Below are 23,777 nucleotides of genomic sequence, written 5' to 3'. Positions count from 1 at the left end.
TGATAAGCCTCAACGTGCTTTAGAGCATATCCGGTGAAAACCGGTTCATCGCATATCTCCAAGCATCTGTTTTGATGCATTTCCGGGCGGAAATGCTCTAAACAAGAAAGCCGCGCGGACAAGCGCGGCATGGGTATGTTCAGGAGACAGCCAGAGGCGCAAAGCGCACTCCCGGCCTTATCAGCGACGCGGGCCGCGGGCGATCCGTTCGATCTCTTCGCGCACCAGACGCTCAACCAGCGTCGGAAGATTATCATCCAGCCAATCCTGCAGCATAGGCCGCAACATCTCCTGGGCGATTTCATCGAGAGAGCGCCGCTGCTGGCCATCCACTGCCGCCGCCAGTTCCTCAAAGGAACGCGCCACCTGCGCGCCCGCCTGCAAAGACAACAGGCCACGATTTTCAGGCTCCGTCTGCGGCATAGGCTCCTCGGCCTGCTGCGGCGCCGGAGGCTCGGCAAACCGCGGCTGGCTGAAAGGCTGGGCGCCGCCGAAATCTGTTTCCCGAGCCTGATAGGGCTCCGGAGACGGCGCGGAAACCGGCCTCAAGGCTGGCGGCTGCGGCAGATCCTGCATGTCGTCTTCACCGCGCTCGGAGGCAGCCCGAACGCGCGCCGCCAGATCGGCAAGCGACACATTCTTCTGCTGAGGTTGCTGGTGCGGCTGAGCCTCTGCACCGAAGGCAGGGCCCGGCTGATTGGCCGGCACCGGCAGATCCATGGGGGTTGAGGCAAAATCATCGGTCTCATGACCGGCCATATCGCTTTCGAAAGCGGAGGCGGCATCATAGGGGCGACCGGACGGCGCCTCGTTGCTTTCGATGATCCGGCGGATGGAGGCCAGAATTTCCTCCATGGACGGTTCACGCGATACATTGGGCTGTGCCATTCCATTCCCCGTGTGCTCAATGACAGCTTGCCGCTCCTCTTCACGGGCGCGGCAAGCTTCAGGCTCATTCACTCAAACATTGCAGACCGGCAAACCGTTCGCAGCTTGAGGCCAATCTTTGTCTTTACGTGTTTCCAGACGAGAAAACCGGCTCCCACTTTTCTCAAGGAAAACACTCTATCCACCTGCCATCATGCAGATGTCTATTCGACACTGTAGGATAGGCGCTGGCGCAAGGAAATCGCTTCTCCCGCAGCAACAGCCGCAATGCACAGGTTTATCACCGGCTGGCCGGGGCTCTCGTTACTTGCCGCTGGTGGTGCGCAGACCGAACCACTTGTCCTTGACGGCCTCATAATGCGCTTCCGCATCATACTCCGCCACTTGCAAGCCCTGGCTTTTCACCGTCAACTGCCCGGTGGCCGCCAGAACCGAATAGCTGGCCACCACCTGATTGCGCTGATATCCGACAAGGCTTTCCTGGGCATCGAGCACAACCTGCTGGGCGTTCAGCACGTCGAGCGTGGTCTTCTGGCCGACATTGCGCTCCTCCATCACGCCTTGCAGGGCAAGCTTTGCCGCCTCCACCTGCTTGCGGGAGGAAACGATGGCCACCGAGGCGGCATCCATCTGGGCATAAGCGGTCGTCACCTGCTTCTGCACACTGAGCCGCGCAACATCCACCTGCAATTCCTGCGCGCCGACATTTTCCTTGGCCTTCCGGATCTGGCCATATTCCGCGCCACCCTGATAAAGCGGAATGGTCAGCCGCGCCGTAATGGCGGCCGCGGAATAGTCACGGTCGGAGGATGGCCGGTCATCCGTGACGTGGCGGTCCAGCGTTCCCTGAATGGTCACGCCCGGCAGCATGGAGCCTTCGGCGGATTTCACCTGATATTGCGCCGAGGAAACCGCATGCTGTGCGGCCAGAACGGTCGGATGCTCGCGCATGCCGGTGGCAACTGCAATGCCGAGATTGGCGGGCATGGCCTTGGTGGCCTTCTGCGGCTGCTTCACGCCCTTCGGCGCTTCGCCCACCACCTGCACATAGGCAGCCTCGCTCTGCTTCAACTGCGAAATGGCGGAGGCCAGCGATGATTGCGCGCCCGCCAATTGCGCCTCGGCCTGGGCCACATCGGTGCGGGTGCCCTCACCCACCTGCAACCTGGCCTGAGCCGCCCGCAACTGCTCCTGCAAGAATTGCAGGTTCTGCTTGCGGATCACCAGAATCTGCTGGTCGCGCGCCACATCGGCATAGGCCTGGGCAGCACTCAGCAGGATCTGGATTTCATTGGCGCGCATGCTTTCACGGCTGGAAAGCACATTGGCTTCGGCGGAGCGCACATTGTTCAGCGTCTGGAAGCCATCGAAAATCATCTGGGTCAGAACAAGCTCATTGTCCACCTGATAATAATCGTTGGCGAGACCGGCAGCATAGGGCTTGAAGTTGCCGGTGGAGGTTTGCGTGGCATTGACCTGAGCACTCAGCTGCGGCCTGTAGCCCGCCTTGGCAATGGTGACATTCTCATCCGTGGCCCTCAAGGCAGCGCGGACGGAATTCAGATCCGGATTGTTGACATAGGCCTTTTCCATGGCCCCGAAAATGGTTTCGGCCTGAGCGGCCAAAGGTGTAAAAAAGGCGATAGGCACAACGCAGCCAGCCAAAAAGGACTGCCGCAGACGCGTTGCGGAAAGAGATTTGAAAAACAAGCCAGCCACAGACTTCTCCAACCTTCATGGTGGATCTCAGGATCGCCCGACTCGCATTCATTGCGTAGCGCAGACTCGCCCTTTACGAATTGAAACTCCGCCCTTCTTGTACTGTCAACGCAGGCAAACCTACGACCTGTGGTAATCACCAGAATTCAGCAACACCTGCATTAGCCAGACATGAGAGACATCATCACCATGCAGGGCGCAGATTGCGCGAAGCTTGCAGCATGAGAGTTTGACAAGCGGGAGATACGCTGAACACAACAGCGGCTTTTCATTTAAAGCACTGATTTAAAGAACATATTTCAAAAATAAGGCCAAACCCGATGAAAAGCCGGGTTTGGCAGGATCAATCCGCAAGGCGCCTTGTTTGCCACGGGGCGTGAGAATCAGAAAACGAATTCTGCGGCCTTGCGGAAGCCCGGAAGCGGGCGCACCGATGCATTGAAGGCGGGATTTCCCGCCACGGAACCGGCAGCCTTGACATAAAGCGTTGCCCGCGCCGCGTGGCCGTAGCCCACCACGGCCAGAAGACGGCCGCCTTCCCGCAACTGGGCAAACAGCGCTTCGGGAACCTCTTCCACCGCACCATTGATGAAGATCAGATCATAAGGGCTGTTTTTCTGCCAGCCCGATTCAAGCGGACCCGTGACCACGGAAACGTTGGAACAGTGGAGCGAAGCCAGATTGGCCTTGGCGGCCACGGCCAGCGTCTCATCGCTTTCGAGAGCCACGACCTCCCCCGCAAGCCGGGCGAAAAGAGCGGCCACATACCCCGTGCCCGTGCCGATTTCCAGCACACGGTCCTGCTTGGTGATCTCGGCAAGCTGAAGAAGCTTGGCCAGCGGCGACGGCTCCATCACGTAGCGGCCTGGCGCGATCTCCAGATCCTCATCGACATAGGCGACGGGCTTCAGATGATCCGCCACGAAGAGTTCGCGCGGCACGGAGAGAAAAGCCGAAAGAACGGAATGAGAGGTGACGTCCGTCGTGCGTATCTGGCTATCCACCATCTTCACGCGGGCTGCTTCGAAGTCGATCATTACGGTACCCGATCTTAAGCATGGGTTGCGTTCGACCATCGTGTTTAATCGGCGACGGTCCGGCTTTCAAGAGATGTCTTCCATAGCCTGAGGATATCGCGCTTTCCAGCCATAGAACGATACAAACGGAACATCAAAAACCTCATCGGGTTTGGCGAGAAAAAGCAGGAGGCCTTCATGTCCGAATTTCACCGCTACAGACCGGATCAACCCGCCCCCGAGGCCATTGTCGTGAAACTTTACCACTCCGGGCCCGAGATTCGCGGCTATGTGCGCAAAATCGCGGCAGCAGCAGAAGACGACACCATCTTCCCGGGCGAAGAAATGGAGCCGGAAAAGGCCTTCCGCCTCGCCCGTGAACACAGCGAGGGTGAGGCGCCAATCTATGTGGAATTGACGGAGGGGGTGCGCTGGCAGGAGAACTGGGGACAATTGCTATAGGCTCCGGGGCCGCCATCATCACCAAAATACCTTTTCAACAGCCTCCCGGAGGCTGCGCTGGAAATGGATCGAGAAAATTATGCCCGCTTCGTAGGAAGGGGCTTGCGCTTCGATTTGATCCGTTCTAAACGCCCCGTCACCACACGCTTTAAAACTTTGGAATGGCCTCGTGGCGGAGTGGTTACGCAGAGGACTGCAAATCCTTGCACCCCGGTTCGATTCCGGGCGAGGCCTCCATTCCCTTCTTGAAGATTGCCGTAGTTCCTTGATTTTTTTGCTGCCTCCTGTGTGTCGCAATCAATGGCGGTCACTTGTCTAGAAGGCTATTCCTCTACTGCATAATTCCTTAAATCGGAATCGATTTAAGGATAAAATTATGCAGCAGATTTAAAGCGTTACAGCGTCCTTTGTGCGTTTGATAAAACGCACGGCGCTGTAAGGTTCTCTTGTTGAAGCATAATCTTATTGGTCCTCGTATCACTCCGGTCGGATTATGCTCTAGGTTGATGACTCAGGGCTTGCCCAGCGCAACCGGAAGCTGGACGGGCTTGTCCCCATGATCCGCTTGAATGCCACGCTGAAGGCCGTATCAGAACTGTAACCGACCGAATAAGCCACTTCAGCTATGGATAACCGCTCATTTTCCAGAGAGTCGGCGGCCAGCATCATGCGCCAATGCGTCAAGTAATCCAGCGGCGTCTTGCCCACCCGCTCCTTGAACTTTACGCAGTAGGCCGTTCGCGACATGCCTACCGCTTGAGCCAGCAAATCAACCGTCCAGCGTCGTCTTACATCGCCGTGCATCAAGGACAACGAAGCCGCGATTTTTGGATCACTCATCGCCGGGAGCCATCCCTGGGCAAAGTCTCCCCTGGCCATATAAGCGCGGATAATATGGACCAGCACCAGATTGGCGAGGCTTGAAGCAGCAACCACGGCACCTGCAGCACTGGCCGACCCGCTTTCCAGACGCAACAAAGGCAGCAAACTGGCAAGGACCTCACTTCCAGGACTTCCCCTTGGAATGTGAACAAGAGACGGAAGAAAGCTCAGAAGGTCCGCCACGCGATCATCGGCAAAGGAAAATCTGCCTGCCGCGGCGACAGTGAGATCGCCTGTCTCGCCATAACGAACAATGCCGTCGGAACCCATATGGTCTTTGAATACGCGGAGGCCATCAACAGGCTCCAGATCCGGATCGGACCCGACACAATAGGACTTGCCGTTGGTCAACAGGTAGAAATCACCCTCTCCAAGATAGATGGGCTGTTCATCGTCCACCCGGACAAACCTGGCCCCTTCAATAATCGTGCCGAACTTCATATGGCGATAAGCCGGAAAACGGATCGCGTGACGCCCCCGAACTTCCATGCGGGACGAAAGCACGCTTTCAATTTTTAGCAATCTCAGGATGTCGGATAAGGGATCCAATTTTGAACTCTCGCAAAGGAAATCGGCTTTTTAGCTCATAGATGGAGCAGCCGAAAAAAGCCATATCGGAAGAACTGAAAAATTGGAGCATCAAGATGCAATACGCAAAACTCGGAAATACGGGCGTCTTCGTATCCCGCTTCTGCCTGGGCGCAATGACGTTTGGCGGCGCAGACAATCCCGCGGGAAACGCCATCGGCCGGCTGGATCAGACGGAAACAGATGCCATCGTCGGTCAGGCTCTGGATGCGGGCATCAATTTCATTGATACGGCAGATGTCTATGGCGGCGGCAATTCCGAAAAGCTGGTGGGCCAAGCCTTGAAAGGCAAACGTCACGACGTGGTTCTGGCGACCAAATTCAGCGGACGGACCGGCCCCGGCCCGAACCAGGTGGGCCAATCACGCCTGCACATGATGCGGTCTCTGGAAGAAAGCCTTCATCGTCTCCAGACGGATCACATTGATCTTTACCAGATCCACAACCTCGATCCTCTTACGCCGTTGGAAGAAATGCTGCGGTCGCTTGACGACGCGGTCAGGCAGGGCAAGATCCGCTATATCGGATGTTCCAATCTGGCCGCATGGCAATTGATGAAGAGCCTTGGGATTTCAAGCCGCGACAAACTCTCTTCCTTTGTTTCGGTACAATCCTTTTATTCGCTGGCAGGTCGCGATATCGAAGATGAACTCGTGCCGGCAATCACTGACGCTGGCCTCGGGCTGCTCTGCTGGAGCCCCCTTGCAGGCGGCCTGCTCTCAGGAAAATTCGATCGTAGCGGCTCGACAGATGCAAATTCACGTCGGGCAAAGATTCAGTTCCCCCCGGTCGATCAAGAGAAGGCATTCGATGTTATCGAGTCGCTGAAGACCATCGCAGCCCGGCATTCCGCGAGCGCGGCACAAATTGCTCTTGCCTGGTTGCTATCGCGTCCGGTGGTGACGAGTGTGATTGTTGGCATCAAGAAACCCGAACAGTTGGCCGATAACCTCAAAGCCTTCGACATCAAATTGTCCGATGACGATTTAAAGGCCCTTGATGAAGTCAGCCGTTTACCGGCGCGCTACCCCGGATGGATTCAAACCTACAATGCAAAGGCCCGCGTGCCTCAGGGCTACGAATACGACGGAGCAAGCTGGTCCTTGGGTGAACGGCCGGTCTGAACTCGCGCCTGATCGCGAGCCAAGAAATACCAAAAGCGCGAAGAAGACTATCACTCCGACGCCTTACAGCGCTTGTCGATCCTCGTTTCACTCCGGTCGGATTATGCTCTAAACATCTTGAATATCTCAATGGCCTCAAAGGCTTGCGGTATCCGAACATGCGTTACCAAGGGTCACGTTCAAAGGCCCTTGGCATGACACCTGCACAAAGATCGTCCGTCTCCCGACCGGATATTTTCCCGCCAAGCTCGAAAAGCGCCCCCGGTACAGCCCTCTGCGCGAACAAAACGCGATGAAGAGAGTTTGAACCGGGAAATGCAGAGGAGCGTGAAACCCATGCCCGGCGGCCCGGGTCTGATTTGATGAATGGAGCGGAAGCATGTTCGTGGGGAGCCCTGCTCCGCGGCAGCGCTTGGACGGATGCGGGATTATCTATTGAAATATCGAAAGCTCAAACGCAGGCTGATCGTGTTTTTCCACGATATGGAGCGGGTGCCGATATCCGCCCAACTGCGAGATCTGGCGCGGCAACTCGAGCAAGGTCTCCAACAACGGGTCAACGCCTGCAAATCTTCGGCAGAACAATGAGTGCGGGCCAGTCGGCGTACTGGCGGGCCATAGAGTGCCCGCAGATATCACAGAGGCCGCTAGGGCATTTCCAGGAAAAGTGGAAACCGGCTTTCCATCCAGACCGCATAAAAACAAAGAGTTAGATGAATTTCGTGCCTCTGTGAAGCACGGAAACACTTCAGGTTCCGGCCTAAAAATACCCTTTCAGGAACAATCCAGCCTCTCCCGCATTCAGTTTGTTAACCCATCCTATATCTGGAAGGACCGCCCTCATGTCCTATCAACGTCCAGACGACAGCAGTCGAGACGACGTCGTGGAATATATACCAGCCCTCAGAGCCTTTGCCCGCACCTTTTGCCGCCAGCCGGAAGAAGCTGACGATCTCGTTCAGGAAACGCTGGTCAAGGCGCTTTCCAATCTTGATAAATACGAGCCGGGCACCCGCATGAAATCCTGGCTTTTCACCATCATGCGCAACACGTTTTGCACCAAGGCCAAGAAGAACAAACGGGAGAGTGTCGGCATTGACGATGCAATGGCGGACCGGCTGGTGTCGCAGCCCGGGCAGGAATGGTCCGTGCATGCAAAAGAGGTGCGCCGCGCTCTTGAAAGTCTGCCCATGCATCACCGGGAAATTCTGGTGCTGGTTCTGATGCTGGGCGAAACCTATGAGGACGCCGCCGCCATCTGCGGATGCCCGATCGGCACGGTCAAAAGCCGCCTGAACCGCGCAAGACGGCAGTTGCTGATTGCTCTGAATGAAACCGAGGATGAAAATCTCAACACCGTCGGCGGCTACTGGCCGAACGCCACCATCCATTCGGCATAGGATCGAGATCTTTGTTTTTGCGCAGTTCCGGCCGGGAAACCGATTTCCATTTTCGCTGGAAATGCTCTGAAGCACGTTGCGGCTTATCAGCCTCCTGCAACGTGCCTTACGTTCTTGTTTGAACGCATGTCGTTCTCGCAAAACCGCTGCACACTTTTGCGCGACATGCTCTAAATACCCGAAATAATTTCAGTTTTTGGGGGAAATGCCAAACAGCCGAGGAACACGCACATCTTTTCCGAGTTGGACCCCTACGCAACCATTCAGGGAGAAAGCCATGCGTGTCGTGAATTTGATCACCCTTCTGCTCGTGATTGTCGGCGGGGTAAACTGGCTGCTGGTCGGCCTTTTCAACTTTGATCTCGTGGCCACCCTGTTCGGTGGCCGGGAAGCCGCCCTTGCAACGGTCGTTTACGTGCTGGTCGGGCTTTCGGCCCTGTGGCAGATCATGCCGTTCGTCCGCGCCCTGTCCGTCGGCGAAAACGCTGCCGAGGCCAACACCTCCTACCGCGCGTAATACGAAGAGTCATTGAAAATGACTCTTCGTATTCCCCTTTCGAATATCTCAAGCCCTTGATGCATTTGAGATATTCGAAATTCTTTCAAGGCGAGGATGTATTAGCATCTTCGGGCCTTGGTATGAGCAGCAAAACTCTGCGCTCATCAGATCGACCAGCCCCCGCCGTGTCGCGGGGGCTGCTTTATGGGGATTGCGCCTGATCAATGGGTCGAACTGTTGGTCACGCCCGCCTGCTCGAAAGTGGCCATGCCTGCATGGCAGGCGGCGGCAGCCTTGACGATACCCGCCGCCAATGCAGCGCCCGTCCCCTCGCCCAACCGCATGCCCAGCGCCAGAAGCGGTGTCTTTCCGAGCTTGTCGATGGCCCTGAGGTGGCCGGGTTCACCGGAGACGTGACCGATCAGGCAATGATCGAGCGCCGAAGGGTTGGCAGCCTTCAGGATGGCAGCGGCAGCCGTTGCGACATAACCGTCGATCAGCACTGGAATCCGCTCCACCCGCGCGGCCAGAATGGCGCCCGCCATGGCGGCGATTTCACGCCCGCCCAGCCGTCGCAGCACTTCCAGAGGATCGGAGAGATGATCGCGGTGGAAAGCGACCGCCGTGCGCACCGCCTCGATCTTGCGCTTCAGCATCTCGCCATCGGACCCCGTGCCGGGCCCCACCCAGTCCTCGGCTTCGCCCCCATAGAGCGCCAGATTGATGGCGGCGGCAATGGTGGTGTTGCCAATGCCCATTTCCCCGATGCACAGAAGATCGGTGCCGCCGGCAATCGCCTCCATGCCGAAGGCCATGGTGGCGGCGCAATCCCGCTCGGAAAGCGCCGGTTCGCAGGTGATGTCACCTGTCGGATAATCCAGCGCCAGATCGAAAATCTTCAGGCCGAGATCATGCGTCACGCAGATCTGGTTGATGGCCGCACCACCGGCTGCGAAATTCTCCACCATCTGCTGGGTGACGGACGGCGGGTATGGCGTGATGCCGTGACGGGCCACACCGTGATTACCGGCAAAGATCGCCACCAGCGGACGGTTGACCTGCGGCGAGCGTCCGCTCCAGGCAGCCAGCCACATGGCAATCTCTTCCAGCCGGCCCAGCGCGCCGGGCGGCTTGGTCAACTGCCGGTCCCGCGCCCGCGCCGCTGCCAGCGCATGGGTATCAGGCCCGGGAAGCTCCTTGAGCAGGGTGCGGAAATCATCGAACGGCAAGCCGGTTACGGTCATTACGAAGGCTTTCTTGTCTTTTTGGGCAAATCAGGCTTTGGTTGGCCTCTCTTACAGCATCGCGCCGAAAAGTGGGAACGGCTTTTCTGAAAAATCGGATCGGGCATGAAACAGACAGGCGAGGAGAACCGGATGAAAGAGAACGAATGGATCGTGGATCTAGCCCGTTCGATCGCCTTTCTCAGCAGGCTGCCGGTCTCTTCACGGTTTTTTCGCGGCCATGACGGCAGCATGGACCGCACGGTCCGCGCCTTTCCGCTGGCGGGGGCCGTTCTTCTTGCCCCGGTGGGGCTCCTATTGGCGCTCGTCTCGGCCACGCATGCCGGTGCGCTGTTTTCCGCCATCGCGGCGCTGACGCTGCAAATCATGCTCACAGGCGCGCTGCATGAGGACGGGCTGGCCGACAGCGCCGACGGCCTTGGCGGCAACCATCAACGCGAGCGGGCGCTGCAGATCATGAAGGACAGCCGCAACGGCACCTATGGCGTTGTGGCGCTCATCCTCTCGCTCGGTCTTCGCGCCACGGCCATCGCAGCCTTGGTCAACCACCTCTCCCCCATGGATGCGGCGCTGTGCCTGATCGGCGTGGGCGCGGCCAGCCGGGCGCTGATGGTGTGGCACTGGCAGGCGCTGCCCTCGGCGCGTCCGGAAGGGCTGGCGGCGTCACTGGGAAAGCCCACGGAAAAATCACTCCATGCCGCCTTGTTTCTCGGGGTGGCGCTGGCAGTCATCACCATCGGACCAGCCACCTCGCTCTCCCCGCTTGCCATCGCGCTGGTCACGACGGCGCTTTCGGCCTATGCCGTCAATGCCTTTGTCGAACGGCGGCTGGGCGGCAGAACCGGGGATACGATCGGCGCCATGCAGCAGATCGCCGAGATCGTTGCCCTCGGCACGCTTGCAGCGACGGTCTGAGGTAGACATGCCGGAACTTACCGCCTCCAAGCTCATTTCCACCCCCTGCACCGGTGTCTGCCGGATCGAAGCGCCGCAGAACATCTGCGCTGGCTGTGGCCGCACGCTGGCGGAGATCGCGGGCTGGGGCAGGATGAGCGAAACGCAAAGGCTGAAGATCATGGCAGGCTTGGAACAGCGAAAAGCCAGTATGGGAGAGACGGGCTGATGGGCTTCGTAATGGTTCTGCTCATCCTGGTGCTCGGCACCGGCCTTCTCATCGTCAACCGGGACACCGGCCAGACCTTCGGATTGGAAAACGATGACTTTGCCCGGTTTCTGGCGCTTCTGCCCTTTGCCTTGCTGCTGATGGCTGGTCTGTTCACCAACAGAAGCAGGCTCAGCACCAATCTGCGCTTTCTGGCGGGATGGGTGCTTTTGGCTCTGTTGCTCGTTACCGGCTATCAGTATCGGCAGGATCTTGCGACCATCGGTAACCGGGTGATGGCCGGGCTGGTGCCGGGGCGGGCCATCGTCACGCAAGCCAGCGATGGCACGTCGGAAGTGCTGCTGCAAAGGGGCCTCGGCGGCCATTTCGTCGCCAATGTCACCACCAATGGCGCCACGATCAGCATGATGGTGGACACCGGCGCCAGCGCCGTTGTGCTGCGCGCCGAAGATGCCTCCAAGGCGGGCCTCCATCCGGATGACCTCGATTACCGCATGCCGGTTTTGACAGCCAATGGTCGCGCCATGGCCGCACCCGTGCGGCTGAAGCGCGTGGAAATCGGCCCCATCGTCCGCGAAAATGTCGACGGGCTGGTGGCCGAGCGCGGGCGGCTGGACCAGAGCCTGCTCGGCATGAGTTTCCTCTCCACCCTCGATACAGTACAGATCCGCTCCGACGAGTTGCGACTGCGCGACTAGATCACGTCCGGTGAACACGAGTTCACCGGACGTGATCTAAGCTTTTGTTTTTACGCATTTCCGGACGGAAAACCGTGACTACACTTTTCCTGGAAATGCTCTAATCCGGCAAGGCACAGCTTGCGACAGGCGAATCATGTATCAGCGCGCCTTGTATTGGCCGGATTGCTCAGGCATCGCGGCTGGGTAACATAAATGAGGACTGCTTCTTGGACGTGATGAAGAGATTTATCGCTACAATCATGCTCGGTTTGGGGCTGGTAACCGGAGTGTCTTCACTCTTATCCCTTCCGCCCGAATCCGCTTTTGCTCAGGATCAGGCCCCTGCGAAAGACCAGGGGCAAACTCAGGCGCAATCTCAGGACGCGCTGTTTGCGCCCGACGATCCGATCAATCAGGCGCCGAAACTGATTGCCAAGGGCCAGAAGCAGATCGACAGCATTACCGCTGCAATCTCCAAAAACACCGAAAACGATCGCGACCTGATCAATTATAAATCCCAGCTGGACGACCTGACCGGCGAAATCCTGGCCTATCGCGCCTCGATTGCCCCGCGCGCCGACGATATTGCCGCGCGGCTGAAGGAAATCGGCGATCCACCCAAGGACGGTCAACCGCCGGAAGCCGCCGAGGTCACGCAGCAGCGCAACAAGTTGAACGGGCAGAAGACACAGATCGCCTCGGTGCTCGGCCAGTTGGACGATCTCTCCAAGGCGACAGGCGATCTCTCCGCCAAGGTCACCGCCCTTCGCCGCGATCTCTTCACCCGGCAATTGCTGGCGCATACGGAAATATCGCTCGACCGCGTCACCTCGGCGGTTCAATCCATCGGACCGGAAACCCAGCGTTTCACCGACCTGATCGATGGATGGATCAGCTTTGCCTGGCGCTTCAAGAAGGTGCAGCTTGCTTCGGCCTTCCTGCTATCGCTGGCGCTTGCCTTCGGCATGCGTATCACGCTGTCACGCATTTTCGGCCCCATTATCGAGCGTGGTCGACTGGAGGAAAACCCCTCCTATATGAGCCGGTTTTCCGTGGCCTTCTGGGTCACGATCATGCCGACCATGGCCTTCAGCTTCTTCCTGGCCAGCAGCTTCTTCTTTCTCGATACCTTCAATGTGATGCGGCCGGACATCGCGCCGATCATCGGCAGCCTGTTCAGCTTTCTAGGCCTCGTCTATTTCGTCAGATGCCTGGGCCATGCCCTGTTCAATCCGGAAGCGCCGAAATGGCGGCTGGTCAGGTTGTCCGACAAGGGCGCGCGCCATCTGCAGAATGCGCTGATCGCCATGTCGGTCATCAACGGCCTGGATTATGTGCTGGGATCGGTAACCGAGACGCTCGGCTCTCCGGTCGATCTGACGGTGCTGAAGAGCTTCATTTCCTCCACCCTCGTCGGCTGCATCCTGCTGGCGGTTTCCTTTGCCCGGCCTCTGGTGCCGAAGGGCAAGGATGCAAGCGCCAGCGGCGGACGTCCCTGGCACCGCCACACCTCGATCGCGCTGCGGCTGTTCGGGATCGGCATCATCCTGGCAAGCTTTACCGGCTTTGTCGGCCTTGCCCGCTTCATCGCCACGCAGATCATCCTGACGGGCGGCGTGATTGCCACCATGTATATCGGCATCCGCTCCGGCAAAGCCGTCTCGGAGCGGGACCGCTTCGCCGAAACCATTATCGGACGTGCGCTGCAACGCCGCTACAATATGGGTGCGGTGGCGCTGGACCAGATCGGCATTGCCGCCGGACTTCTCATCTACATCTTCGCGCTCGTCCTCGGCATCCCGCTCATCCTGATCACCTGGGGCTTCCAGCCGCCGGATATCCAGACATGGTTCTACAATCTCTTCATCGAGATCAATATCGGCGGCATCCGCATTTCCATCGTCGGGATCATCAGCGGCATCGCCATTTTTCTCATCGGCGTCGTCTTCACCCGCTGGTTCGAGAAGTGGCTGGACGGCAATGTCATGGCCCGCTCCCAGGTTGATCCCGGCGTGCGCAATTCGGTCAAGACCTCGGTCGGCTATTTCGGCGCCATCGTCGCGGGCATCATGGGGCTTTCGGCAGCAGGCATCAACCTGTCCAGCCTCGCGCTGGTGGCCGGTGCCCTGTCGGTCGGTATCGGTTTCGGCCTTCAGAACATCATTTCCAACTTCGTGTCAGGGCTGATCCTTTTGATGGAACGTCCCTTCAAGGTTGGCGACTGGGTGGCCACCGGCACCAGCGAAGGCTTCGTGCGCCGCATCTCCGTCCGCGCCACCGAAATCGAAACCTTCCAGCGCCAATCGATCATCGTGCCCAATTCGCAGTTGATCAATGCCTCCGTGGGCAACTGGACCCACCGCAACAAGCTCGGGCGCATTGACGTAGCAGTCACGGCCAAATCCTTCTGCGATCCGCGCAATGTGGTGGCCGTGCTGAAGGACGTGGCCTCCTCCACCCAGGGCGTGCTGCGCAATCCCGAACCGGTGGTGGTCTTCAAGGATTTCACCGATGCGGAACTGCAATTCGAAGTGCGGGTCTATGTGGCCGATATTCTCTCCGGCCTTTCGGTGCGCAACGAATTGCGGCTGAGCATTTTCGAACGCTTCAAGAAGGAAGGGATCATCCGCGAGGAAACGCCTCCGCCTGTCGAAGAGCAGGCGGAAGAGATCGAGGAGAAAAGCCTGCCCGAGGACGCAAACCCGGACAAGAGCAAGCTTTCCTGACGAGACGGCGGCTCAAGCCGCCGCTTCGATCAGCACCATATCGAGCATGAAGGAGCCATCCTCTTCAATGCAAAAATGGCTTTTGACGGGGGATGGCGCGGCCTGCTGCAAGGCGCGGATTGCCGTAACCAGCGGCTCAGGTGTCGCCATGCGGGCCGTCCAGCTTGCAAACTCCATGCGGGAGCGGAAATGCCGACAGGCCTCGACCCGGAAGCCTGCTCGCGTCAGCTTTTCCGTCCACTCCGCCAGGCTGTAATTGCGAACATGCGAGGTATCCCGCAACAGTTCGACCGACTGGAGATGCGTATCGAGCAAAGGCACGCCCGGCGCGATGACATCGACGAATACCGCTGGGCTTCCCGCCTTCAGCACCCGGCGCGCCTGACGCAATCCCGCATCGACATCATGCCAGTGGTGGGCCGTGAATCGGCTGGCAAGAAAATCGAAAGTCTCAGCGGCAAAGGGCAGAGCTTCGGCGGAAGCCTGTTCAATACGAAGATTTGAATAGCCCCTGCCCGCCGCCGTCGCCCGCACGGCCTCCAGCATTTCGCAAGACAGATCGACAGCTGTGACAGTGCCGGAATGGGGCGCCAGCGCATAGGCCACATGCCCGCCGCCACAGCCCAGATCCAGTGCGGATAAAGGCGATGCGGCTGAAGCCAGGGCGGCAATCCTGTCCAGATCAGCACCGGAGGCATGAACGGCACTGGCCACATAGGCCTCTGCCCGGGGGCCGAACTGCGCCTGCACGTTTCGGTCGTGATCCCGGACCTTGTCATTTGGGGTTGGTGTTACCATGGATTTATTCCTGCTAATAAAAAAGAACGATTTCCAGGAAAGCGAATGTTCCTGATCGGGAGGCCCGACCAAGGCAGAATGCCCCAAAATAATACCAGTACAAGATAAGCAGTTATCCTGTTATAATTCATGCCATGCTAGACCTAGAACAAAGAAGATTGCTTGGAGAATTCGTCCGGGCTCATCGCGAAAAACTCACCCCCGAACAGCCCGGCGGGCGCCGTCGCACGCCGGGACTGCGCCGCGAGGAACTTGCCGAACGAGCGGGGATCAGTTCCACCTGGTGTGCGTGGATCGAGCAAGGGCGGCAGGTGCAGGCTTCACCACAGGCGCTGGCCCGGCTGGCCAATGCGCTGGAACTGACCAGGGCCGAGCGCGCTTATCTGTTCGAGCTTGCCGACCGGCGCGACCCGGAAGACAGCGATGATGGCCCCCTGGAGGATGCGCCCGCCTCCCTGATTGCCGCCGTGTCCTCCGTGCCTCATCCGGCGTATGCGCTGGACCGTTACTGGAATGCCTGCTCCTGGAATTCGGCCGCCGCCGCCCTTTTCCCGCACTGGCTGGGAGAAGAAGGTACAGAGCGCAATGCCATCCGCTTCGTTTTCACCCATCCGATCGCCCGCCAAAACCTGATTGACTGGCAGGCGCGCACCCGCAGCATGCTGGCGGAATTTCGAGCCGATTTCAGCCACTCGCTGCGCGATCCTGTGTTCAAGGAACTCGTTGAAACCTTGCGCCAGGAAAGCCCGCTGTTTGACACCGCCTGGCAGGAACATTCGGTGATGGAGCGCGGCGGCGGCGAGCGCAGCTTTCGCCACCCCGAACGCGGCATTCTGAATTTCCGGCAGTTCAACTACCGCCCGACCGACAGGCCGGATTGCAAGCTGGTCCTGCTGTTTCCACTATAGAATTAATAAATATCATTTTTATTCAAAAATTAAATTTCACATTCGTTAATCATAGGTCACCAGTCACGTTTGCGCGATTAATATTTCAGCAATTGGTGATGTCTATAGTCATGGCAGTCCACTTTTTCTTGAAGGCAAGCCATGACCTATCTCGGTATTTCCGGTATGCAGTATTCCGGCGAAACATTTCCTGATGTTCGTATTATTGTCGCTGAGGATTCCAACGTCTTTACGTCGATGATCCGTCAGCGGCTCAAGGAAATTTTCAATATCGACGTAGAAATCTGCCGTACCTATGAAGATCTGATGATGGCAAACGAGCTGTCTGACGAACCAGTCAAGCTTGCCATTTCCAACATCAACCTGCCAGGCGCTGAAAATGGCGAAGCGCTGGAATATCTGATCGATTGCAATATTCCCACCATCGTCTTCACCGGCACCTTCCATGAGCAGACGCGCGAAAAACTGCTGGCGAAGGACATCGTGGACTATATCCTCAAGGACAATGTGTTTGCCGTGGAAATGCTGGCCGAATCCGTCTGCCGCTTTCTCACCAACCATCGTCACCACGTGCTGATCGTCGATGACAGCCCGACGGCGCGCGCACTGCTGTCCAGCCGCCTGAAGCGCTACAATTTCCGCGTCAGCATGGCCGAAAGCGGCTCCAAGGCGCTGGAAATCCTGAAAGCCAATGCCGATATCGGCCTTGTCGTGACCGATTACAACATGCCGGACATCGACGGCTTCGAACTGACCCGCCGCATTCGCGCCGTCCGCGGCTCGCACGAATTGCGCATCATCGGCGTTTCCTCCTCCACCGACCGCCTGCTGTCGGCCCGCTTCCTCAAGGTTGGCGGCAACGACTTCATGCTGCGGCCCTTCATCGACGAGGAGTTTTACTGCCGCGTGAACCAGAACCTGGATACGCTGGTGCAGATCCGCGCCGGACGAAGCCGGAGCCAGGCCGCCGCCTGACCTGCCGCAGCCGGAAAGGCGCATGCGAGCGTGAGGGATCGCAGCGCCTTCAAACCTGATCGAACAGGATGCCGCTAAAGCGAAGTCGGCCATCAAGCGACCGAAAGCAGCATTTTCAACGGGCATGTGCCCACAGGAACCCTCGCAACGCCCATGAATGACATGAGTCTGCCCGCCCCCCAGACCCCTGCCACCCTCCCGCCTCAGCATGAGCGGCGGGACCGCTCCGCCCTTTCGTCAGGCGGCAGGCAGCATATCCTCCTGATCGAGGATTCGCGCTCCATATCCCGTGCGCTGGCCCATCAATTGCAAGTTGCTCTTGATGCGGAGATCACCTGTTGCCTCACCTCGAAAACCTGCCATGAAGCGCTGGCTGACAAAAGCCGCCGCTTTGATGTCGCCATTGTCGATCTCAACCTGCCGGGCGCCTCGGACGGGGAAATCCTGAACAGCGTCGTGGCGCAAGGCATTCCCGCCGTGGTGTTCACCGCCCGTTTCGATCTGGACCTGCGCGAGAAAGTGGTGGAGCGCGGGGTTGCCGATTACATCATCAAGGACAATGACCGGGCACTGGACATGGTCGTGGCATCGGTAGAGCGGCTGCTGAACAATGCGCTGGTGAAGGTTCTGGTGGTCGATGACGTCAGATCGGCGCGCCAGGGTCTTGTAGAGCTTCTGCGCCTGCAACGTTTCAACGTCATTCAGGCCCGCACGGGCCAGCAGGCGCTGGAAGCGCTGGATCAGGACCGTGATATCTGCCTGATCCTGACAGATTACCACATGCCGGACATGAACGGCTACGAACTGACGCGCCTGATCCGCAAGCGCTTTGCCAGCGACGAGTTGCGGATCATCGGCATTTCCTCCTCCTCGGACCGGCTGCTGTCGGCAAGTTTCCTGAAGGCGGGCGCCTGCGATTTCGTCTACCGGCCCTATGTGGCGGAGGAATTGCAGTGCCGTATCAATCTGCATGTTCAGGCCCTGTCGCAGATCCGGCAATTGCGCGCCGCTGCTTTCCAGGACTATCTGACCGAACTTTACAATCGCCGCTATTTCTTCCGCGAAGGCCCTGCCCTGGTGGAACGCTGCCTGATGCGCGTGGAGCCGTGCAGCGTGGCTATCCTCGATATCGACCACTTCAAGAAGCTCAATGACAGCTTCGGCCATGACAGTGGCGACGTGGTGCTGAAAGCCGTCGCTGATTACCTCAAAGGCGTCTGCTGTCCGCATGGCGCGCTGCTTGGCCGTCTGGGCGGCGAGGAGTTCGGCATGATCCTGCCAAATATGAGCCTGCGGCAGGCGCTAAGCTTCTGTGACAGCATCCGCGGTGACATTGCCACTCTGACGGTGCCCCTGCCCGCTGGTGAAACCACTGTCACCGTCTCCATAGGGCTTGCGGAAATCGGAGGACGGGAATCCTTCGACAATTACCTGCATGCCGCCGACCAGTTTCTCTACCTCGCCAAACGGTTCGGCAGAAACCAGGTCTATTCGGACCTCTCCGTGCTGCCCGAGCAGCAGGCGGCGGGCTGAATCATCTCGGCGGAGCCCCTGTCGACCGCGTCACCCAATACGGAGAAAGCGTTGTTTTCGTGCCAGTCGAGATCCATCGCTAAAATTACACTTTTCCGGGAAATGCTCTATATAGGCCTTCGAAACCGGACAGGCCTATGCGGATAGAATGACACCCATCATCTCCATCAAAAATCTCGGAAAGACCTATTCCAAGGGCTTTACCGCCCTTCAGGACATCACTCTCGATATCGAGGAAGGCGAGATTCTCGCGCTTCTTGGGCCGAATGGTGCGGGCAAGACAACGATGATCTCGATCATCTGCGGCATCGTCAACGCCACGTCCGGCAGCGTCAGCGTCGGCGGCCATGATGTCGTCAAGGATTTCCGCAAGACGCGCAGCATGATTGGACTGGTGCCGCAGGAATTGACGACGGACCAGTTCGAGACCGTGCTGAACACGGTGCGCTTTTCCCGCGGCCTGCACGGCTGCAAGGCCAACCCCGCCTATATCGAGAGGATATTGCGGGCTCTCAGCCTCTGGGAAAAGCGCAACTCGACACTGCGGGAGCTCTCCGGCGGCATGAAGCGACGGGTGCTGATCGCCAAGGCGCTCTCCCATGAGCCGAAAGTTCTGTTTCTCGATGAGCCGACGGCGGGCGTCGATGTGGCGCTGAGGCGGGATATGTGGTCGCTCGTCAAGGAACTGCGCGCCACCGGCGTCACCATCATCCTCACCACCCATTATATCGAGGAGGCAGAGGAGATTGCCGACAGGATCGGCATCATAAACAAGGGCTCCTTGCTGCTGGTGGAGGAAAAGGCGGCGCTGATGCGCAAGCTGGGCGGCAAGCAGATGCTGCTGGATCTGGCCGAGCCGATGAAAAGCCTGCCGGGCCGCCTGGATGACTGGAAGCTGACCCTGACGCAGGAAGGGCGGCAGATTGTCTATGACTACACGCCTCAGGCCGATCCGGGCGCGCTGATGAAGCTGCTGACGGCGCTGGAAACCTCCGGCATCGCCGTCACCGACATTTCCACCCGGCAAACCTCGCTCGAAGACATTTTCGTGTCGCTGATCGGAGACAAGACCCCATGAACCTCCAGGCGATTTCAGCCATCTACCGTTTTGAAATGCACCGCATGGGCCGCACGCTTTTGCAAAGCGTCATCTCGCCGGTGGTATCCACCTCCCTCTATTTCATCGTCTTTGGTGCAGCCGTCGGCTCCCGCATGGATACCGGCATGAATGTCGGCTATGGCGGCTTCATCACGCCGGGGCTGATCATGCTGGCGCTGGTGACGCAATGCATCTCCAACGGCGCCAACGGCATCTATTTCCAGAAATTCACCGGCACCATCTATGAAATCCTCTCCGCGCCCATCGACATGGCGGAGATCCTGATCGGCTATGTCGGGGCAGCGGCCACCAAGGGCATGATCGTCGGCCTGATCATCCTGGCAACCTCGACACTGTTTGTCGACCTGCGCGTCGACCATCCGGTGCTGATGCTGGGTTTCATGGCGCTCACCGCGCTGTCCTTCAGCCTCGCCGGCTTCATCATCGGTGTCTGGGCGCGAAATTTCGAGCAACTGAGCCTTGTGCCCATGCTGGTCGTGCCGCCCCTGACCTTCCTCGGCGGCACCTTCTACTCCATCAACGCCCTGCCCCCCTTCTGGCAGGCCATAAGCCACCTGAACCCCGTCTTCTACCTGGTCGCGGGTTTCCGCTGGAGCTTCTTCGGCGCCGCCGACATCAACCCGCTGATCAGCCTTGGCATGATCAGCCTGTTCCTGCTCGTCTGCGTCACCGTTCTCACCTGGATCTTCCGCACCGGCTACCGTTTGAAGAGCTGAACGGCGACAAAAATAAAAATAAAAAACCGGTAGAGCCTTCTGCCGGTTTTTTCTTGCAAAGAATCAGACGCCTCGCTTGCGATGACCCAGAAGGTCAAACGTTATCCACAGCAATCCACAGCTATTTTGCGGGGGAACTTCGGAACATCAAGAGAACAACGCGTCAATCACAGCGAACACAACCAGAACCGATGACATTTTTTCAACGAAACGGCGCAATGGTTGTCATGCAAGAAGAAAGCTTGGGACCATTCGCGTCGATAATGGCAGCGAATTCATCTCGCGAGACCTTGATCTATGGGCCTATCACAAGGGTGCCGTGCTCGACTTCTCACAACGAGGCAAGCCGACCGACAACAGCTACATCGAGAGTTTCAATGGCAAGTTCCGCGCCGAGTGCCTGAACGCCCACTGGTTCATGAGCCTTGACGACGCGCGGGCAAAGATGGAGGATTGGCGTAGAGACTACAACGAGTTCCGGCCACACAGCGCGATCGGCAACAAAGTGCCGATTTCGCTCATGAACGGCTCATCGGCACCCACGCCGATCTGAGCCAAAACTCCGGAAAATTCCAGCCCCCGCTGGCCCAAAATCGGGGAGCACGTCAGCTACGGCGTAAAAACCTGACGACTGCTATTCGTTGCAAACGTCTTCGCCCAAACCAATATCGTCGAAGGTTAAAATGTCAGCTTCACCGATTTTCCCATTCGTACCAAGGCCTGAGACAGCATCTCCCATGCCTGAGTTATAACCGCGATTATAGGAAGCCATCGCCAAAATAGCCATAAACAGGTCTTGCGTCATGCTCATTTGTAAAGCTCCGTCGAAAATCGTCTTGGCGTCAGGTACTGAATGTCGGGATCGCGAGCGTCTGTTGATAGACGCGGTGGATTCGGAATAAGGGTCGGACGTTCCCGGCCAACTCTTTCCAACCAAGGCAATACTTCCTCAACCCGTCCTTTGGTCACGGGTTCATCGGTAATCGCAATGGTAACGGCGCTCAGGTGAAAACCAGGGCCGAACGCGGCTTCCAGATTGTCTGGATCAACCCGCTTGACGCTGGCTGGATTATGGATGTCCTCAAACGTCACAAACAGCGGGTATTTCTCACGCGGCACATTTATTGTCGCACGAAGCGCTTCAAGGCGATCATAGATGGCATTGTTCTCATCACGGTTTTCTGCCCGTTTGGACGGGAAGAAAGCCATGCGCGCAGTAGAGAGACTGTATTTATCCAATAACACAAAGAGAAAACGGTCGTGGCCCAGATCAACCGTGACCGCTTCTCCCAATAAGCCGGTGGTGCTCGCGCCTGCACTATCACCGACACCCCACCAGCGTGGTGATTTGGTCAGTTCTACAGCACTCACCGCACTCCCAGTTTTCAATCCATCTGGCGTCATCACCGACACCGTCAGCTTCTGGTGCCAGTTCCAGTCACGAAAACCAAACATGTCGCATCCCGAAAGGAGCCCGACAGATAGAAGACCGAGCGCAAGCTGTAGATGTATTTTTATCCATCTCACGTCACCGCCCCTGCATCCTGGTCCGCATCGCGCGGACAGCAGTCCGTTCCAGCGGAAACTATAACGAGTTCCGGCCACACAGCGCGATTGGCAACAAGGTGCCGATTTCGCTGAGAACGGCTCATCGGCACCCACGCCGACCTGAGCCAAAACTCCGGAAAATTCCAGCTCCCGCTAGCCCATAATCGGGGAGCACTTCAGTCTCGCCATTCCAGTCATAAGCCACGGCATAAAAACTGGCTGCTTGCCACGCCGCGTATTTAATATCGTCGAAGTAGGTATCTCGAGGAACTACCGAGGCATCACCCACCTGATTGCCGGGAACAGAATAACCCTTATGGTAGCCTCTGTTGTACGCATCCATGGAGAGAATGGCCATGAAAAGCTCAGATGAAATACTCATAGATCTCTCCATTGATCAGGGGAAATGAAATCGAGTTTTGTCACGGTTTGTTCTACGGTGCGGTCTTTAGCCAGACGAGGCTTCTGGTTAGTCGGGATCAAGCGACGCACTTGGTAAAACCACACCAGTGCCCTCTCTACATCTCCCTGCGTCACAGGTTCGTCGGTGATCGACAGGGTTATCGAACTGATCCGATAGCCGGGGCCGAAGTTAACCGACAGATCATCCGGATTTACTAGGTGAACACTTGCGGGACTGTTGATGTTGTCGAAGGTCACCAGCGGCGGATACAGATCTCTTGAAAGTTGACGCGATCCACGGATACTTTCAAGGCGATCATAAACCTCGATAAGTTGGGCGCGATCCCCTGGCTGTTCCTCCTTCGGAAGGAAACTTTTGCGAGCCGTCTCGACACCGTAATCTTGCAGCAGCGCGAACAAGTAACGGCCCCTACCGAGATCGACTGTTACTGCTTCTCCTGACAAACTACTACTCGCACTACCCGCAAAATCTCCCAATCCCCACCATTCTGGCGAAACAGAAAAACGGGCGCTGGTAACGGCGCTGCCGGTCTTTAAACCATCTGGCGTATCAATCGTGACCGTCAACTTCTGGTGCCACCGCCATTCGTGAAAGCCGAACATGTTGCATCCCGAAAGGAGCCCGAGAGATAGAAGACCGAGAGCAAGCGGCAGATGTATTTTTATCCGTCTCACGTCACTGCCCCTGCATCCTGATCCGCATCGCGGAAAGCAGTCCGTTTCACCGGAAACTCGGCGCGTGCAGATGTCACGGAGTTAGCGGGTTTCATGCGGTCTGGCGTCGCTACCGATACCGTCAGCATTAAACGCTGCCTCCCCAGTGGCATCTCAATTTATGGTCTTGGCTTGATCAATATCAGAACTTGGTGCGTTTACAGAGACCAATTGCTTCAGAACCTCACGATCGACCAGCTGCGCAGCAACAGGTTGAATCCTGACCTAGCCAGTCTTCGCGACATGATTCAAACTCTTGAGCACCATCGTGGCCAGCTCCCGTGACGGTGCAATCACGTCCAGTAACCAGACCTTGTCACCGCTTCTCCAGTCGGCTGATTTCAGTCGGACCGGAAAGACGGCAGCCTTGATTTGTTCACGAATCTTAGCTTCGAGTTCATCTGAGACGGTGGCCCAAGTAGCAAGTGCCTCAGATGTAAACACGGATTTCGGACATGAACTACCGTCCCCCACGGACACTTAGTAAGTCAATGACAACGGTTAAAGTGTCAAGTCCCAATGCGCGAGACAGAACATTTTTGGGTCCGTTGCAAAATCCCCGTTGAGCTGCCTTGGATTGGTCGAAGCGTCCACCCCCGAGAAGGGGAAGCGTATTCCTCCGTGGGAAATTGCCAGGAATCCAGCCTGCCACCTGTCGTCAGGCATTCAAGCCATACGCGCGGCATCAACA

General features: G+C 57.8%; 24 protein-coding genes, 1 tRNA gene and 1 pseudogene. 15 read left to right on the top strand and 11 right to left on the bottom strand.

Annotation, left to right across the window (positions count from 1 at the left end; genetic code table 11):
- Positions 1-180: 180 nt before the first annotated feature.
- The 3 genes from QO005_RS17585 to QO005_RS17575 form a co-directional block, all read right to left on the bottom strand.
- The gene (locus QO005_RS17585; RefSeq protein ID WP_307159369.1) at positions 181-888 is read right to left on the bottom strand and encodes a PopZ family protein; all 708 of its coding nucleotides are present in this window, start codon (positions 886-888) and stop codon (positions 181-183) included.
- 303 nt (positions 889-1,191) lie between these two features.
- The gene (locus QO005_RS17580; protein ID WP_370878098.1) at positions 1,192-2,607 is read right to left on the bottom strand and encodes a TolC family outer membrane protein; all 1,416 of its coding nucleotides are present in this window, start codon (positions 2,605-2,607) and stop codon (positions 1,192-1,194) included.
- Between the two features lie 383 nt (positions 2,608-2,990).
- Positions 2,991-3,644, bottom strand: coding sequence for a protein-L-isoaspartate O-methyltransferase family protein (locus tag QO005_RS17575; protein WP_307159368.1), 654 nt, complete (start codon positions 3,642-3,644; stop codon positions 2,991-2,993).
- 177 nt (positions 3,645-3,821) lie between these two features.
- On the opposite strand from QO005_RS17575, the gene QO005_RS17570 reads away from it, so the two are divergent.
- Positions 3,822-4,085 (top strand): hypothetical protein, encoded by a 264-nt coding sequence (locus tag QO005_RS17570; protein WP_307159367.1) that lies wholly within the window; start codon positions 3,822-3,824, stop codon positions 4,083-4,085.
- A gap of 163 nt (positions 4,086-4,248) precedes the next feature.
- Positions 4,249-4,322: transfer RNA gene (locus QO005_RS17565), tRNA-Cys, on the top strand.
- A 261-nt stretch (positions 4,323-4,583) separates the two neighbouring features.
- On the opposite strand, the gene QO005_RS17560 is transcribed toward QO005_RS17565, so the two are convergent.
- Positions 4,584-5,516: an AraC family transcriptional regulator gene (locus tag QO005_RS17560; protein WP_307159366.1), complete on the bottom strand. Its 933-nt coding sequence runs from the start codon at positions 5,514-5,516 to the stop codon at positions 4,584-4,586.
- A 95-nt stretch (positions 5,517-5,611) separates the two neighbouring features.
- Between QO005_RS17560 and QO005_RS17555 the strand changes: the two genes are divergently transcribed.
- The 3 genes from QO005_RS17555 to QO005_RS17545 all read left to right on the top strand — a co-directional run bounded on the left by QO005_RS17555 (position 5,612) and on the right by QO005_RS17545 (position 8,596).
- Entirely contained in the window at positions 5,612-6,679 is a 1,068-nt protein-coding gene (locus tag QO005_RS17555; RefSeq protein ID WP_307159490.1) for an aldo/keto reductase, read from the top strand.
- A gap of 842 nt (positions 6,680-7,521) precedes the next feature.
- Complete coding sequence (locus tag QO005_RS17550; RefSeq protein WP_307159365.1) at positions 7,522-8,079, top strand: sigma-70 family RNA polymerase sigma factor; 558 nt, start codon at positions 7,522-7,524, stop codon at positions 8,077-8,079.
- Between the two features lie 277 nt (positions 8,080-8,356).
- Positions 8,357-8,596, top strand: coding sequence for a DUF378 domain-containing protein (locus tag QO005_RS17545; protein WP_307159364.1), 240 nt, complete (start codon positions 8,357-8,359; stop codon positions 8,594-8,596).
- Between the two features lie 203 nt (positions 8,597-8,799).
- Here the strand turns inward: QO005_RS17545 and cobT are convergent, their stop codons facing one another.
- Positions 8,800-9,822, bottom strand: coding sequence for a nicotinate-nucleotide--dimethylbenzimidazole phosphoribosyltransferase (gene cobT / locus QO005_RS17540; protein ID WP_307159363.1), 1,023 nt, complete (start codon positions 9,820-9,822; stop codon positions 8,800-8,802).
- A 132-nt stretch (positions 9,823-9,954) separates the two neighbouring features.
- Between cobT and QO005_RS17535 the strand changes: the two genes are divergently transcribed.
- The 4 genes from QO005_RS17535 (at position 9,955) to QO005_RS17520 (ending at position 14,351) form a co-directional block, all read left to right on the top strand.
- Complete coding sequence (locus QO005_RS17535) at positions 9,955-10,737, top strand: adenosylcobinamide-GDP ribazoletransferase (RefSeq protein ID WP_307159362.1); 783 nt, start codon at positions 9,955-9,957, stop codon at positions 10,735-10,737.
- 7 nt (positions 10,738-10,744) lie between these two features.
- Positions 10,745-10,945 carry a DUF1289 domain-containing protein gene (locus QO005_RS17530; protein WP_307159361.1) on the top strand — a complete coding sequence of 67 codons (201 nt, stop codon included), beginning with the start codon at positions 10,745-10,747 and terminating at the stop codon, positions 10,943-10,945.
- On the top strand, positions 10,942-11,643 hold the full coding sequence (locus QO005_RS17525; protein WP_307159489.1) for a retropepsin-like aspartic protease family protein: 702 nt from the start codon (positions 10,942-10,944) through the stop codon (positions 11,641-11,643). Before QO005_RS17530 ends, QO005_RS17525 begins: the two co-directional genes overlap by 4 nt.
- Positions 11,644-11,861: 218 nt before the next feature.
- Positions 11,862-14,351, top strand: coding sequence for a mechanosensitive ion channel domain-containing protein (locus QO005_RS17520; protein WP_307159488.1), 2,490 nt, complete (start codon positions 11,862-11,864; stop codon positions 14,349-14,351).
- A gap of 12 nt (positions 14,352-14,363) precedes the next feature.
- On the opposite strand, the gene QO005_RS17515 is transcribed toward QO005_RS17520, so the two are convergent.
- Positions 14,364-15,149: a class I SAM-dependent methyltransferase gene (locus QO005_RS17515; protein WP_307159360.1), complete on the bottom strand. Its 786-nt coding sequence runs from the start codon at positions 15,147-15,149 to the stop codon at positions 14,364-14,366.
- Positions 15,150-15,307: 158 nt separating this feature from the next.
- Here QO005_RS17515 and QO005_RS17510 point away from each other — a divergent pair, with 158 nt between their 5' ends.
- The 6 genes and pseudogenes from QO005_RS17510 to QO005_RS17485 form a co-directional block, all read left to right on the top strand.
- Positions 15,308-16,057 (top strand): helix-turn-helix transcriptional regulator, encoded by a 750-nt coding sequence (locus QO005_RS17510; RefSeq protein WP_307159359.1) that lies wholly within the window; start codon positions 15,308-15,310, stop codon positions 16,055-16,057.
- Positions 16,058-16,198: 141 nt separating this feature from the next.
- Entirely contained in the window at positions 16,199-17,032 is an 834-nt protein-coding gene (locus QO005_RS17505; protein WP_307159358.1) for a response regulator, read from the top strand.
- A 162-nt stretch (positions 17,033-17,194) separates the two neighbouring features.
- On the top strand, positions 17,195-18,565 hold the full coding sequence (locus tag QO005_RS17500; protein WP_370878103.1) for a GGDEF domain-containing response regulator: 1,371 nt from the start codon (positions 17,195-17,197) through the stop codon (positions 18,563-18,565).
- Positions 18,566-18,713: 148 nt separating this feature from the next.
- Positions 18,714-19,643, top strand: coding sequence for an ABC transporter ATP-binding protein (locus tag QO005_RS17495; RefSeq protein WP_307159356.1), 930 nt, complete (start codon positions 18,714-18,716; stop codon positions 19,641-19,643).
- Positions 19,640-20,401: an ABC transporter permease gene (locus tag QO005_RS17490; RefSeq protein ID WP_307159355.1), complete on the top strand. Its 762-nt coding sequence runs from the start codon at positions 19,640-19,642 to the stop codon at positions 20,399-20,401. Before QO005_RS17495 ends, QO005_RS17490 begins: the two co-directional genes overlap by 4 nt.
- A gap of 247 nt (positions 20,402-20,648) precedes the next feature.
- A pseudogene (locus tag QO005_RS17485) lies at positions 20,649-20,954 on the top strand (integrase core domain-containing protein); the annotation flags it as partial.
- Positions 20,955-21,035: 81 nt separating this feature from the next.
- On the opposite strand, the gene QO005_RS17480 reads toward QO005_RS17485, so the two are convergent.
- From QO005_RS17480 to QO005_RS17460, 5 genes are all read right to left on the bottom strand, one after another.
- Entirely contained in the window at positions 21,036-21,212 is a 177-nt protein-coding gene (locus QO005_RS17480) for a hypothetical protein (protein WP_307159354.1), read from the bottom strand.
- Positions 21,209-21,856, bottom strand: coding sequence for a hypothetical protein (locus tag QO005_RS17475; protein WP_307159353.1), 648 nt, complete (start codon positions 21,854-21,856; stop codon positions 21,209-21,211). The genes QO005_RS17480 and QO005_RS17475 overlap by 4 nt, the downstream gene beginning before the upstream one ends.
- A 193-nt stretch (positions 21,857-22,049) precedes the next feature.
- Positions 22,050-22,331, bottom strand: a complete 282-nt coding sequence (locus tag QO005_RS17470) for a hypothetical protein (protein WP_307159352.1) — start codon at positions 22,329-22,331, stop codon at positions 22,050-22,052.
- On the bottom strand, positions 22,328-22,975 hold the full coding sequence (locus tag QO005_RS17465; protein WP_307159351.1) for a hypothetical protein: 648 nt from the start codon (positions 22,973-22,975) through the stop codon (positions 22,328-22,330). Before QO005_RS17465 ends, QO005_RS17470 begins: the two co-directional genes overlap by 4 nt.
- Positions 22,976-23,311: 336 nt before the next feature.
- Positions 23,312-23,530, bottom strand: coding sequence for a toxin-activating lysine-acyltransferase (locus QO005_RS17460; RefSeq protein ID WP_307159349.1), 219 nt, complete (start codon positions 23,528-23,530; stop codon positions 23,312-23,314).
- Positions 23,531-23,777 lie beyond the last annotated feature (247 nt).

This window comes from Allorhizobium paknamense, from assembly GCF_030815125.1.
Taxonomy (GTDB): Bacteria; Pseudomonadota; Alphaproteobacteria; order Rhizobiales; family Rhizobiaceae; genus Allorhizobium; species Allorhizobium paknamense.
Note: the sequence above shows the minus strand (reverse complement) of the source record. Positions and strands in the feature narration are given on the sequence as shown.